Origin of the sequence: Ralstonia sp. GX3-BWBA (assembly GCF_003290055.1) — a bacterium.
GTDB classification, from domain to species: Bacteria; Pseudomonadota; Gammaproteobacteria; order Burkholderiales; family Burkholderiaceae; genus Ralstonia; species Ralstonia holmesii.
The window spans coordinates 87698-101647 of the sequence record NZ_QMKS01000024.1 but is presented as its reverse complement, the minus strand read 5'-3'; the positions used below and the strand labels follow the sequence as shown (position 1 = coordinate 101647).

General features: G+C 61.8%; 10 protein-coding genes. 6 read left to right on the top strand and 4 right to left on the bottom strand.

Annotation, left to right across the window (positions count from 1 at the left end; translation table 11 throughout):
* The first annotated feature begins 72 nt into the window (after positions 1 to 72).
* The 3 genes from DOD19_RS23095 (at position 73) to DOD19_RS23085 (ending at position 3576) form a co-directional block, all read left to right on the top strand.
* The gene (locus tag DOD19_RS23095; protein ID WP_024978462.1) at positions 73 to 1647 is read left to right on the top strand and encodes a methyl-accepting chemotaxis protein; all 1575 of its coding nucleotides are present in this window, start codon (positions 73 to 75) and stop codon (positions 1645 to 1647) included.
* Positions 1648 to 1756: 109 nt separating this feature from the next.
* Positions 1757 to 2731, top strand: a complete 975-nt coding sequence (locus DOD19_RS23090; protein WP_112188372.1) for a helix-turn-helix domain-containing GNAT family N-acetyltransferase — start codon at positions 1757 to 1759, stop codon at positions 2729 to 2731.
* 35 nt (positions 2732 to 2766) lie between these two features.
* Complete coding sequence (locus DOD19_RS23085; RefSeq protein WP_112188370.1) at positions 2767 to 3576, top strand: arylamine N-acetyltransferase; 810 nt, start codon at positions 2767 to 2769, stop codon at positions 3574 to 3576.
* A 173-nt stretch (positions 3577 to 3749) separates the two neighbouring features.
* Here DOD19_RS23085 and DOD19_RS23080 read toward each other — a convergent pair whose 3' ends face one another.
* The 4 genes from DOD19_RS23080 to DOD19_RS23065 all read right to left on the bottom strand — a co-directional run bounded on the left by DOD19_RS23080 (position 3750) and on the right by DOD19_RS23065 (position 8973).
* On the bottom strand, positions 3750 to 4028 hold the full coding sequence (locus DOD19_RS23080; protein ID WP_024978465.1) for a hypothetical protein: 279 nt from the start codon (positions 4026 to 4028) through the stop codon (positions 3750 to 3752).
* A gap of 890 nt (positions 4029 to 4918) precedes the next feature.
* A complete protein-coding gene (locus tag DOD19_RS23075; protein WP_112188368.1) occupies positions 4919 to 7045 on the bottom strand; it encodes a hypothetical protein in 2127 nt (708 codons plus the stop codon).
* Positions 7046 to 7412: 367 nt separating this feature from the next.
* On the bottom strand, positions 7413 to 8441 hold the full coding sequence (locus DOD19_RS23070; RefSeq protein WP_204360097.1) for a dipeptidyl aminopeptidase: 1029 nt from the start codon (positions 8439 to 8441) through the stop codon (positions 7413 to 7415).
* A gap of 193 nt (positions 8442 to 8634) precedes the next feature.
* The gene (locus DOD19_RS23065) at positions 8635 to 8973 is read right to left on the bottom strand and encodes a hypothetical protein (protein WP_204360096.1); all 339 of its coding nucleotides are present in this window, start codon (positions 8971 to 8973) and stop codon (positions 8635 to 8637) included.
* A 168-nt stretch (positions 8974 to 9141) separates the two neighbouring features.
* Here DOD19_RS23065 and DOD19_RS23060 point away from each other — a divergent pair, with 168 nt between their 5' ends.
* The 3 genes from DOD19_RS23060 (at position 9142) to DOD19_RS23050 (ending at position 13848) form a co-directional block, all read left to right on the top strand.
* On the top strand, positions 9142 to 9555 hold the full coding sequence (locus DOD19_RS23060) for a hypothetical protein (RefSeq protein ID WP_152543734.1): 414 nt from the start codon (positions 9142 to 9144) through the stop codon (positions 9553 to 9555).
* Positions 9556 to 9560: 5 nt separating this feature from the next.
* Positions 9561 to 9854, top strand: coding sequence for a hypothetical protein (locus tag DOD19_RS23055; protein WP_112188366.1), 294 nt, complete (start codon positions 9561 to 9563; stop codon positions 9852 to 9854).
* Between the two features lie 85 nt (positions 9855 to 9939).
* On the top strand, positions 9940 to 13848 hold the full coding sequence (locus tag DOD19_RS23050) for a DUF4781 domain-containing protein (RefSeq protein WP_112188364.1): 3909 nt from the start codon (positions 9940 to 9942) through the stop codon (positions 13846 to 13848).
* Positions 13849 to 13950: the final 102 nt, after the last annotated feature.

Genomic DNA, 13950 nt, shown 5'->3' with positions numbered 1-13950 from the left:
TACCGATATGCAGATGTAGAACATCCATAAATCCGGGGCACGTGCCTCCGGATAAACAAATCGGGGGAAATCATGCCGTCTATCGTGCATTCGGTGCGCTTCAAGTTGCTCGGGGCTTTTGGTCTGTGTCTGGCGCTGCTGCTGGCCACCGGTGTGTTTGGGGTGCGGGGCCTGATGCGCCTGAACGCCAACATTAACGCCGCATATACCAGCAACACGCTGCCCATCGCGCAGCTTGCCGAGCTTCGGACGGCCCAACTTGATATACGCCTGCAATTGCGTCGCGCGCAGGTCTTCACCGACGATGCCGCGCAAGTTGCAGCGGCCGTGCGCACCATCCGCACGGATCTGGAACAGATCAACGGCGCATGGAAGCAGTACTACCCCGCCAGCGTGACGAGCGAACAAGAACGCGATGTCGCCAGCAAGGTCAACGATGCCCTGCCGCAATTCAACACGGCCACGAACGAAGCGATCGAAGCGCTGCAGGCAGGCCAGCACGACGTAGCCGCGCATATCATCAACCGCCACGCCCGTTCTGGACAAGCCGTGAGCGACCTGCTCGCAAAGGACATTGCCATCAACCTGCAGCAGGCCAAACTGTCCGTCGATGACAGCGAAGCCACCTACCACTCCATCTTCAGCATGGCGGTTGCGCTGGTGTGCGCTGGGTTTGCGGTGGGCGTGGGCATGTGCTGGTATCTGCTGCGCGCGATCTCTCGCCCGCTCAGCCGCGCGGTGGACGTTGCCAATCACATTGCCGGCGGGCGGTTGGAGAACAACATCGTGATCGACACGCAGGGCGAGTTTGGTGAGCTGCTGGCCGCACTGCGCTCGATGGATCGACAGTTGACCGAGACGGTGCGCGGCATCAAGGTATCGGCCGAATCCGTGACGGTGGCATCCAAGGAAATTGCAGCCGGCAACATTGATTTGTCTGCACGCACGGAGCAGCAGGCCGCATCGCTGGAGGAAACCGCGTCGAGCATGACGCAGTTGACCGAGACCGTGAAACAGAATGCCGAGAACGCCGCCCAGGCCGACAGCCTGGCCGCCAGCGCCAGCACCATCGCGCAGGCAGGCAACGAGGCCGTGCGAGCCATGGTCGGCACGATCGACCAGATCAGTACCAGCTCGGGCAAGATTTCCGAGATCACGGGGCTGATCGAAGGCATCGCCTTCCAGACCAACATCCTCGCGTTGAATGCCGCAGTGGAAGCGGCGCGCGCTGGCGAGCAGGGCAGGGGCTTTGCCGTCGTTGCAAGCGAGGTGCGCACGCTTGCGCAACGCTCCGCCTCTGCCGCCAAGGAGATCAAGGGGCTGATTGGCGACTCCGTTGCCGTGGTGCAGGCGGGTTCGCAACAGGCCGCTGCGGTGGGCGAGACCATGAGCGAAGTGAAGGATGCCATCCGCCGCGTGTCGGAGATCGTGGCCGAGATTGCCGCCGCCTCTGCCGAGCAAAGCCGAGGCATCGAGCAGGTCAACCAGGCCGTCACGCAGATGGATGAAGTCACCCAGCAGAACGCCGCGTTGGTCGAGCAGGCCGCAGCGGCAGCGCAATCGCTGGAAGAACAGGCGACGACGCTGCGCCGCGCGGTGTCGGTATTCCGTCTGTCGGATGGAGCCGGTCGGCCCGCGTTTGCCTGAGCACCTGCGGCAGGCGCCTTAGGCGCTGCCCGCCACGGTACCGTCGGGCCTTGAAAAGGTTGTTTCGTGCAACTATATTTGTTGCGCGAAACAACTATTCGAGGCCGATATGGACTTCGTTGAAGCCCCCACGCAATCACGCGAGCAGACGATTCGCGAACTGCGGGAGATCTCGCGCAAGCTCGTTCGCGAATTAGGCTTCATGCGCAACACGCTGGCCGAGAGCGACCTGCCGCCGTCCGCGGTGCACGCGGTCCTGGAGATTGCCGGTACGCCCGGCATCCAGGCGCGCGACCTGGCCGAGCGTCTGCGGTTGGACAAATCCAGCACCAGCCGCCAGGTCACCCGGCTGGAATCTGCCGGGCTGGTCGAACGCCGCACCTGCGCCGATGACGCCCGATCTTCCGAGCTGCACCTCACCAAAGACGGCCAGCAACTGCGGCGCAAGATCGACGCCTTTGCTTCCAGCCAAGTCTCCAATGCGCTGCGACACCTGACCCCGGCAGACCAGCAACGACTGGTCACATCGCTGTCGCAATACGTCAGCGCGCTGGCTGATGACAACGACCACAAGCCCGCGCAACCTCCCGCCGATGCCGGCCCCCAGATCGTGCAAGGCTACGTGCCCGGCTGCATTGGCGACATCGCCAGCCTGCACGGCCGGTTCTACGCACAGCACTGGGGCTTCGGCGTGTTCTTCGAGCGCCGCGTCGCCAAGGAGCTGGCCGACTTTGCGCAATCCCTGCCCGACGCCAACAAGGCACTCTGGCTGTGCGTGGAAAACGGCCGCAGCCTTGCATCGCTCGCCATTGACGGCAACCCGGACACGCGCGTTGCACACCTGCGCTGGTTCATCGTGGATGATTCACTGCGGGGCACCGGCATTGGTCGTAAGCTCATGTCGCAAGCCATGCGCTTTGTCGACGAGCGCTTTGACGAGACCTACCTCAACACCTTCAAGGGCCTGGATGCCGCCCGCCACCTCTACGAATCGTTCGGCTTTCAACTCACGCAGGAAGAGGCCGGCACGCAGTGGGGCAGCGCCGTAACCGAACAGCAATTCCGCCGCCGCAAACAGGGCTGACGTTGCGTCACGCCCGGCGCACAAGGAGGCAACACGTGACATCGCAACTCAACCTGGATGCCTACTTCAACCGCATCCAGTGGGGCGGCAGCACCCGCCCCAGCTACGACACGCTCGCGCAGTTGGTGCACGCGCACATGCGGCACATTCCGTTCGAAAACCTCGACGTGCTGCTCGGACGCGGCATCCGCATCGACCTGGAAAGCGTGCAGAACAAGCTCGTTCACGCACGCCGCGGCGGCTACTGCTTTGAGCACGCCACCTTGTTTGCCGCCGTGCTGGAGCAGCTTGGCTTTCAGCCCACGCGCCACTCGTCGCGCGTGATCATCCAGACGCCGCGCCCCGAGGCGCCCCGCACCCACATGTTCCTGACGGTGCCGCTGCCCGAGGGCACCTTTGTCATCGATCCGGGTTTCGGCGGGCTGGCGCCCCGCGTGCCTGTGCCGCTGGACGGCACGCAGGCCAACATCGATGGCGAACTGCACTGGATGGCGCGTGATGAAGATCGCTGGATACTCCGCGCCCAGGTGCGCAGCGACACGCCGGTCGACGCCTGGGTCACCACGATGGAGCAGGACTACCCGATCGATTTCGAAATGGCGAATCACTACACGAGCACGTATCCGGCGTCGCCGTTCATGAACCGCATCCTGATGCGGTCGTTGACGGACGAAGGGCGCGTGACGGTGATGAACCGGGACGCCACGATCTGGCGCGGGAATACGCCGCACAGGTTTGAACTGGAAGACCGGCGCGCGTTGCGGGAGCTGTTGGCCGAGCACTTTGGGATTGATTTGCCCGAGGTGGAGGGGATGCGGGTGCCGGGAGTGGAGGGGTGGGATTGAAACTGCATTGGCATCCGGATTTCCCGCCGCAGTGATGGTTTGTTGGTGTCTGACGCCAACCGCCTAAGGGGCTACCGCTGCCCATGAAAAAGTACGGTCAGTTCAACACATAACGAGAGTCGGTCTCTGCAAGCGTCCCCGCCCGTCTCGGGTTCGCTTTTACTGCTGTTTTTTTATTTCAGCTTGTTCGCACGTGCCAGCACATGCAGGACTTCCCACCGGTACAAGTCCACTGTTACGCCATCCAGCGAGGTCAGCATGAAGGCACCAATCGCATCGAGAAACCCGGCCTGGTATTCAACGGCCTTGTCTTTGACCTGAAGCTGGTATTCCAAGCGCAAAGTCTTGGGGCTGAACTGCCGCTGCACCTTCATGTCCATTTGGGCGCGCCGCAGATAATCTCGCGCGCTCAGGGCGCCTTGTGCATACAGGAGATTGTCTTCAAGGCTCATCGGGCACCTCCAGACGGAGGACGTTGCGCGATGCTGGTGAAGTGACAAATTGCGGGGCGATGCCCGCGTGGGATGGGTACAGCTTGGATCGGTTGCTCCATTGTCTTGCCTCTGGTTGAGTGAGGAGCCGCCCACCGGGAGGGGTGGGCGGGCACACGGCAAGGTCTGCAATACCGATCAAGACAAATCCAAAAATCGGCAGGGCCGAAGCCCTCCCTGCCGGGCCCGCCCATATAGGCGAACGACGGCACGCAAGGGCCTAACGGCACTCGCGGATTTGTCTTGAATTCGGGATTGCAGTCCCGGCTGCGCTTGGTTTGCGCGAGCGGGAGTGAGTTTATGGGCGGCGAGCGGCGGCGGCAAGTTGCGGTTTGTCGCGGCGGCCAAATCAGAGCGCATTCGCGGGGTCCAGAACGCCCGGCGCCAGGTTTCGAACTCGGGGCGCCGAGTTCCGAACCGCAAACGCCGAGCAAAAAGCCCCACACGCCGGGCTCCGAGCCTCAACGGTCGAGTCCAGAACCCCAATCGCCGAGATCAGACCCTCGGCCGTGCTCAAAAAAGCAGCATGTGTTGCTGAAAAAAGCAGCAAGCGCGAGGCAAAAAGTGTCGTGCGCCGAGTTCAGGGCCCCACGCGCGGAGTTCAGAGCGCGATGTGTCGAGGTAAAAGGACCGACCCATTGCTGCAAAAAGCAGCAGGCGTGAAGCAAAAAGTCCCACGGTTGGGGCTTGGACGGCGGCAAGCGGGGGGTGAGGGGCGGCAGTCGGGGGATGAAGCCTCAAGGCGAAAAAAAGGCGTGCCGTCTGGCACGCCTAGTCATGATCGATCCGCTGTGTTCCGCACGCCGTTTTGGCAGCGTGCGGACCGGCCGGATTGCGCGTTGCCTTTGCGCTTAGTTGTACGTGTACACCATGCTCTTGAGGCTGTTGTCGAGCATGCGGTAGTTGAACAGCACAGAACGCGTGCCCGAGCTGGTCAGCGCCGGCACCTGCTGCGAGGGCAGGTTGATGACCGTCGACGTTGCGCCCCTTGCCACGTTGGTTGACGCGCTGTAAGTGCCCTTCAGATCCACCGTGACAGCAGCACTGCCGATCTGCTGGGCCGACGGGTTCTGCGCCCAATCGACCACCATCGAAGACAGCACGCCGTTGGTGGCGCTGTTGGACGGGTTCAGATCCGCCAGCGTCTGGCTGCCTGCGGTATTCCACGGCAGGTTCACGGCCTGGGTGGCTTGCACCAGATCCGTCAGCAGCGTCTTGTGATAAACGCGGTCGGGCGTGGTTTGCGAGCCGTAGAACAGTTCGACCTGATACCGCGCGTTCTTCACGACAGGGTTCGGATCAAGGCTGTCCGACGCCTGCGCCCAGATCGGATTGCTGAAGTCGCTACGCGGTGCCGCCAGTGTGGTCGCCGCGGAGCCAGTCAGGCCGACCGTGCGCGCGAACCAGAAGTTCGGACAGTTGTAGGTGGCCGTACCGCCGTTGCTGCAACGGGTGGTGGCCGGAACCGTACCGAACTTGTTGCTCACATCCATGTACACCTGGGTCGGCTCGTTGCTGTCGCCCGTGGGGGCGATGTAGACGAGACCGCTGGTGGGCAGGCCTGGCCCCGTGATACGCGCAAAGCTCAGGCTGCCGTTGTTATTGACGCTGCCCGGGCCCTTGGCGTTGATCCAGAACTGGATGCCCGTCTGGAAGTGGCTGTAGCTGTTGCTATTGGCGCTGGTGCCCGCAAAGGTCGGGTTGACCTGCTCAACCCGGCGAACCTGCAGACGGTCGCTGACTTCCACCGGTTGCTGATTGCCCACGACCCACCAGTTGGACGGATGCGCAGCCGATGTGCCCGACGCGACGTAGCGCGCCAGCACGATGATGTTGCCGGGGTTGCCGCTGGCGTCCAGGTACTTGGTGTTCAGGATGGCCGTGTCGTACGTGGGGGACGACGGCGAGCCTGCCGGATAGAACGCCATGACTTCCGGCACGCTGAATTTGGCGCCGGTCATGCTGTCGCTCATCAGGTAGCCGAAGAACAACTGTCCGAACGCGTAGCCGTTGTGCAGGAAGGCGATGCCGCCGGCGTTGCTCGTGTCCGATGCAATGTTCTGGCAGGCCGTCGCCAGCGCCGTCACCTTCGGGCCGCCTTGCGAAGCGGGCGGCGTGAAGTCGGTCCCCAGTACGCGCTGCGAGGCCGGCAGCGCAAAGCAGGCGGTCAGCGCATTTGCCAGGGCTTGCGCGCCCTGCGGCAGGCTCGAAACGTTCGGAGCAGGCGCCGGCAGCGCCGAGCCGCCGGTCGTGGCAGTGGCCAGCGGCACGGGCGTGCCGTCCACCGTACCCAGTCGCAGTTGGCCTGTGACCGGGTCCTTCGACACCGTCACCACATCCAGAATCTGGTCGGCCGTGTTGCCAACGCCGGACGACGTGGCAGCGGAAATGCTGGTGGCAAACGGGTCATAGTTGGCCGGCGCACCGATGGCGCTCAGCACCGACGACAGTTGCGCCACGACATTCGCGGTAACGGCCTTGAGGGCGTTCGCATCCACCGTCTTCGCATTGACCAGCGTCAGCGGATTTCCGTCCGGCGCCAGTTGCGCCAGGATGGCGGTCGTCAGCGGGGTGGCATTGAGCGTGAGCGGCGTGCCGGCCGGCGGGGTGGTCGTGGTCACGCTGACCAGCGGCGCGGTGTTGCCGGTCGGGTCGGTCACGACCACGAAGAACGGCGCCGTCTCGCCAGATTTGAGCGTGCAGGTGTACGAGCCAAGAGCGCTGGTGGTGATTGCGGTTTCAACGCACGGCGAGTTCCCCGTGCTGTCGGTCACGACAACGTTAGCGTTGGCAAGCGCGCTACCGGTGGCAGCGGTGCCGGTCAGGGTCGCGGCTGCGGGCGTGGCGGTGCTTGTGCCACCCGATGTGGAGCCATCCGAGCCTCCGCCGCAACCGGCAACCAGCGTGACTGCGGCCAATGCAATAGCCGTCGCAGCGGAACTCAATTGCCAGATACTCTTGGCGTACCTTGCTTTCATCAAAAACCCCCCTGTTTTGTTTTTTCAAGACGTTGCGCAAATAACCGTTCTCGATAAGAAGAAGCGCGTTATGCAGCAACCTCTGTATGCGCGCGGGCGAATGCACTGGCGCAAGCGGATGCTAAGAAAAAACCTGGGGGGAATCTATCCCTACATCGTGGGATAACCGTTTGGTTAGGTTGCCGTCTCGCATATTTAATATGCGTGAAACAAGCGGCCTGCATGGCGCGGTTGCCTTAACTTCGAACCTCGTCAAATCGTCCGCCAACAAGTTGTTCATGGGGACTGCCGCACCAGTTAATGGCGAATCAGGCTTACCGGGAATATTTGTGAAAAGCGGGCGTTTGCCTACGGTGCGGAACGTCGCTTATTTCGGAGAGAGCCCGAGCGCCTTGACGAAGCGGTCGATATGAACAGACCAGAGCTTGCCCCCGTAGTACATCAGAAGGTGGCCGTCGCGCCCTGGCAATTCGGCAGCATGGATGAATTCTGCTGGGCTTCCTCCGGCGGCGAAGGCGCGGTACCACTCATTGGGAGCGTCAGGGCCCCAGTACTGATCGTTCTTGGCGTAAAGCCACAAGCCGGGGATCTTTGCAGTCTTGCCGAGTTCGCCCATGACTTCGCGTAGTTGTTCTTGGTCGCAACTATGACCAGGCGCGCGGTCGGGCCAACCAGCAGCACCCCCCGCAAAGTTGATGTACCCGATAACGCCTGGCGGTTGGGCCGCTACGGTGGCGATTGTGGCAAAACCGCCCACGGACTGACCTTCCAGAATAATCCGGTCTTTATCCACCCAAGGTTGCGCACGCGTCCATGTCAATGCTGTCAGGGTGATGTCTCGCGTGACCTTCACCAAGTGAGGGAAGTCTGGCTTGCTGGTGCAAACGCCCGTGGCATTGATGAAGGCTCCGGAGGCTTCCTGGTCTGGGCCTCCAGTCGCGCCATACCCGACACGAATCGGAGCAACGACGGCGATGCCCTTGGCCAGCCAATATCGTACGTGCCCTTTCGGGATCGGGTATTTCAAATTGGCGCGATCTAAACGGTCCGCCGCGCGGCCATGAGAGAAGATCAATGTCGGGAATGGACCGATACCCGCAGGTTTGTAGACTTCGGCGCGCATATCGATGTCACCGCCAAACGTGCCGGCACCGGGAACCGTAATGGAGACGATCTCCGGTTCACTGGACCCTGAGATCGATGCGGTGGTTTGTGAGAGAGCTTCGGCTGCCTTAACGGGAATACTGAAGAACAAGCCATGCCCAATCAGTGTGGCTAAAAAACCAGCGACCAGAAAGACCTTGCTCACAATGGGCGGTTTGCCCGCTTCGCTCTTCAGCGAGGCAACCGAACGGCGAATGGGCAGTTGCTTCTTCGATACGTGAGTAATGGGCATGGATGCGGCGGAATGTCGATCGGCGCAATGGGCTTTGCAGCGGCGCTTATACATAGCAGAAGGAACGCGCTATGTGGGCGGCCATATTTTCTCCGCTCGCGTGAAGGAAAGCCCTCCATCTTCTTGCCTACCCCGGCCGCACTCGCGTTGTGCCAACAGGGCCAATCGATGCAATTCCGTCAATCCCCTCCGGCTAGCGACCGTTTTGCGTAGCGCTGCGAATTGCTCGAATTCGCTCCGCCTGCCATGCCGCCAACGCAGTGCCCGCTTCGGCTTCTTCCTCCTTGGTCGCCTTCCGGGTTTTATAGGGCGACAAACTGGCAGACAAAATCGGCGCGCCGTTATGTATGTCCTGCGCGAGCCAGCGCAAATAATCCCGACCCTCATCGCGATACCGTTGAACTTCCGCCGTGGTCAGCCGAATCATGAAGCTGTAGCCGACCGCCCCATGGTTGCAGTTGGCATCGAGATACAGCTCGCCATCCGCTTCAAATAAAAACCAGCTCTGCGGTTCGTGGTCCAGCACCTGCATCAACGCCTCCGAGCGCGTAGTTGATTGTGTGAGTGGTTGCGAGCAATTGCTCGGCATGCCATGGCGCATGTGCGGGCTTCGCACATGCGATCGCACTTTCGCATGATCGTGCTGGACGCTGCAATTGGCCGCCTAGCATGCAAGCGTTATTGACCATTGCTGCCCGCCATGCCAATTCCATCGAAGATCAGCGGACCGAGCGTCCAGACACACATCAGTAGCACCGACGCGCCAGGCTCGTCGCCGATCAAGCCGCCGCAACCTCAGGCGCCTCAGCGCACGGCACGTACGTCGCAAGGGGAACTCGGGGCGCTGTCTGCGCGCGGCTCGAAGCGCCCACGCGAGTCGAGTGGTGATGATGCTGCTGCACAGCCCCAAGCCAAGCAACGCCGCGCGGATCTGCCCCGCTCGGAACTCCCTCGCGCACACGGCGACGCAGACTCGCGCATGGAGCGCATCATGCAGATGCAGGCCGAGACCATGATCCGCAGTGCGGAGCTGCAGAACGTGCTGAACCGCGCCAACGCGCAAGCCAAGCTGATGGAAGAGGGCAGCAAGGCTGCCAAGGATCTGATCAATTAGCGTCGATGCGCCAGCTGGGCGTGGCATTCACGGAATCTGCGCTGGCCCCGGTGCATCACTGCCACGTACCGGAACGATTGCCGCTGCCTCGCTGCGGCGGTGATCTGAAGCACAGCATCGTGGTTGCCGGCGTGGTGCAAGTGATTCACGCCGTGCAGTCGGTGATGCACTTGCTGCGTGACCATCTGCTCAACGCAAAGGTCGTGGCGATGAAAGCCCGGCACATATGTGAGGTGCAGCGCGCACCAGGTGACGGTATCGCTTCCTGGCCAGAGAAGAACTACGCGTTTTCCCAGTAGTAGCCCCCCGCCCATCTGGCCAAGATTGCCGCGTATTTTCGTCGTTGCAATTGCCTTCGCGAACTGTGCGGTACGGGAGAACGCTATGCCTGCTTTTGTCGAGACCAACGGGCGACTCGTGTACTACCGGCCCCAGTTGTATCCGCTTCCTCCGTCTCCCCTGCAACGGCAGGCAGTGGCGGACGCCAAGGCAAAGACCGACCAAGACATCACCACAGTCCGTTCGGACATCAACGGCGCTAGTGGTGCTTCTGCGGATGGCACATCGCTCGACACATCGCTGCCCAATCTCATGGCCGCCGTGGCGAACGAACTGCGGCTCAATGCGGATCTGGCGCCCCCGGGTGGCGAGACGAAAGCCATCGAGGATGCCGCTGCGGCGATCAAGCAGCGCGCGCCCGACGCAAAGTGGCTCGGGGAAGTCGTTGACGACGCGAAGAACGGCGTTGAGCAGCAGGACGCGAGCCAGCGCAATGCAGCGGAAAAGCGGGATGCGGTGCTGGATGCGCAAGACAGCTTGCAGTCTGCATTGGCGGTCAAGGTCACCAATCGCACGATCGCGGAGGAAAAGCAGGCCAGCGTTTCTGACGCGCAAAGCAAGCTCGATCAGGCGGTCAAGAACTTCAAGGATGCCCTCGGCACGGAGCTGAGCGAGTACGAGAAGTTTGGCACTGTCGACGACCTCAAGGCCGCCAACGATGCCGTTTCGCAGCTGTCTGCCGCACACCCGGAATGGGACACCGCCAGCCTGGATATGGCCCGTGTGATTGCCGTCCGGCATGCCATTCAGTACCAGGTTGACCATATCAACCCGAATGACCCGAAGCTTTCGCCGGACCTGCAGGCCGTAGCGAAAAACGATCCCGTGACGTTTGCGTGCGAGCAGTTGCTGGCCCCATACAAGAACGACAAAGATGCGTTCGGCATCGCAGAGTTCGTCGGCAGCGTGAGCTTTGACGTGCGCGTGAGCAACACCAAGACGCTGGTCGATCAAAGGATGAGCGCTGGGGATGCAAACGGTGCGCTGAAGGCCTTGTCGATCAACATGAACGCGGTGTCGTTCTCGCAGACAAGCCCGGAGGCGCGCCAGGAACTGTTCCAACAAGCCGGCGAAAAATACTTTGGCGCGAACAGCGCTTACTTCAATCAACAGATCGGCAACTTAACCTCGGTATACAGGTACAACCCCGACGATTCGGATGCCACACAGCGCCTCGCTTACGACGACACGGTCAAGCTGGACGCGGTGGGTCAATGGATGAAGGCGCTCGCCAAGGATGCGCCACCTGAAGTTGCGGCCAACTTGCTGCAGACCGTTGAAGGGCGCTTTAACGATAACGGCTACTGGTTCCAAAACAATGCTGGCCAACTTCGCACGGGCATCGCGCACGGCACGGATTTCTACGGCGGGCTGAGCTTGACGGCACTTGCGGCGGACACACCGAGCTTTCGTGACACACAGCCATCCACCGCGCATGCACAACAGGTTGCGGATTGGCTGACCAGCAACCGACAAGCAAACGCTTACCTCGACACACTTGGGGCGTCGGGGTCAGTCAGCGGCAGCTCCGACTGGGCACCCATCACCAACGCAGTCGGTGATACACAAGCCACCAGCCTGACCACTGCGCTGCTCGCGCACCGCGCTGCCTTGCCCGAGGCGGATGCCTTTCAGCACGCGTTTGATCTTGGCAAGCAGACCGTCCAGAAGAAGCAGGCCGCCGCCGACTACGACGCGTTCCAATCGAATGTCGACGCCGGCCTGACAAGCATTTTCGGACAGATGAGCATGGCCACCTTTGGTCGTGACACGCCCATCTTCGACGGTAAGAGCCACGTCTTCAACGCCCCGGGCGCAGACGCGCAACTCGGCAATTTCATCGGCGCGTCACTGATGGTGCAGGCCGATAACAGCGCCGCGCAAGACAGCGGCCACATCAACACTGCATGGTTCACCAACAAGAACAGCACCAAGATCATCGACGAAGTGCGCAAGGCAACCCGTGAAGCAGGCGGTACCGACGGTACCGTCACGGCGATTCCGATTGCGTACGTCGACAAAAGCACTGGTGTCGCGCCGACCGCGCTGTTCAAGGTAGTCAACAAGCAGAGCGGCAAGATCACCTACGTCGATGATCGCGGCACGCAGTATGACGACATCAAAGATTTCCGGCATAACAATGCCCTGGCCGATGGCGGCACCATTTACGTGCCGAACGATGCGAATGGCGCGCTGACGCTCAATGCCAAAGGTGTTCCCGATGTCGCCCATCTGAGCGCGCATGTCACCACGGGTTGGCAGCGTGTCAGGCATGGGCTCGACTTCGTCTTTGGTGTCGCGACCATCTCAGCCGGTGTCGTGTTGGTGGCGGGCACAGGTGGCGCTGCAACGCCCATCGCTGGCGGCGTGATGGCAGCCGGGGCCGGGTGGGCAATCGGCGAATCGGTCGACCATTTGACGACGCTGTCGGAGCACGGTCGCTCCATCTCGCCATTCGATCCCGAGGCGCGCGCAGACTGGCTCACCATTGCCGTCTCCGTGGCCGGGGAGGGCAGCTTGGCGGCCGGCGGTGTCAGAAGCATTGCCGGGTCAGCCGAGGCAGCCGGCGGCTTACGGGGCATGACGCCGTTGATCGTGAACAGCAATGCCTTCCGGGTCGGCGCCAAGGGCGCTGACCTGACGGCGGGCCTGGGCGGCGCCTTCATGACAGGCGATCAAGCCCTCACGTTGATGAAATACGGCGACAAGATGTCAGGTGAGGCGAAAGCCGAGGCGGTGCTCCTTCTCGGTCTGGGTCTGGGCGGCGCGGGCTTGGCTGTGCGCGGTGGTGGAATGACAGGCACGACCAGCGGAGGTGAGTTTGACCCCGCCGTCGGCGCAAGGCTTCCATCGGAATCGACGGACGCCGCCGATGCGTCGACCTCCAGCCCCTCCCGGCAGGAGCTTCTGGAGCAGGCGTCCACGGCCATGCGCAACTTCATCAGCGGCGCAGGCGCTCGCATTGGTGGGGCACCCGATCCGGCCATCGATCAGATCAGCAGCGATGGCATCGTGCTGCGCCCTGGCAATGCGTTGGGCCAGCTCTCGCGCTATGCCGGACTGGACGACGGAACACGAGCGTTCTCGCTGGACCGTTCAGCAGAAGGCAAGCAAGGGAGCCAACCGCCTTCACTCGACTTTGTCCTGCGCTTGGACGACAAGACCCAGCGTGAACTCCCCGGCATCGTAGACATCGTGGACGACAACGTCGAACTTGGTCCTGATGAAACAGGCAAATCGGCAACCGAAGCACTGAGGCGCGGCAAGTATCAACGCGTTTTCACGTTGGATAGTCTGGTGGCGCATGCCGATGTGCTTTCTGACATGCGCCACGCCTTGCTCAATGATTACCGTCCCGACGCGATCATCGGTTTGGAGCGCGGCGGCGCGTTTGTCGCCGACACCGTCACGACGGGGTCACCCGACCTGGCATCTCGCGTGGTCAAGGTACAAAAAGTCAAAGCAGGCGATGTAGCTCCGGCCGGGCTGAGCGGGTCGAGCGACGACCCGACCACGCCCGCCAATATGATCGCAATGAAGCAGGCGGTCGAGGACCAGATTCGGGCGGGAAAGAAGCGCTTTGCCTTCACCGAGGTCTACTTCAGCGGCACCGCAGTCAACACGATCTACAAGTACGTCATCAAGCCGCTTTCAGAGCAGTATCCGGATTGCCAGTTCAAAGGTTTCTGGCTGCACGAGGGGACACCCGACGAAGCGAAGGCCGCACTCCAGGGCACGGATGGGCTAAGAGAGAACAGCGAAGTCTTCTCGACGCCGTTCATCCTCGGCGAGGATGTGGAGGATGTGCTCAGCTACAACAGCTCACACCCGCTCTTCATTGCCGATGTCAACAACGAAGGCAAGACGTTGAACATGGATGTGTTGAGACCGAACCCAGGGGAAACAACGCGGGAATTGCTGATTCGGATTCTGAGGGAATCTGGGAAAGGGTGATTTGATGCCGGCGCCGTGGCGTGCAAAAACTCGAGTGAGCCGTTATGCGCCATTCGGCGCTGAGCTGCTCGACCGGCCAACACGCTCAGGTTTCGAAGGCTG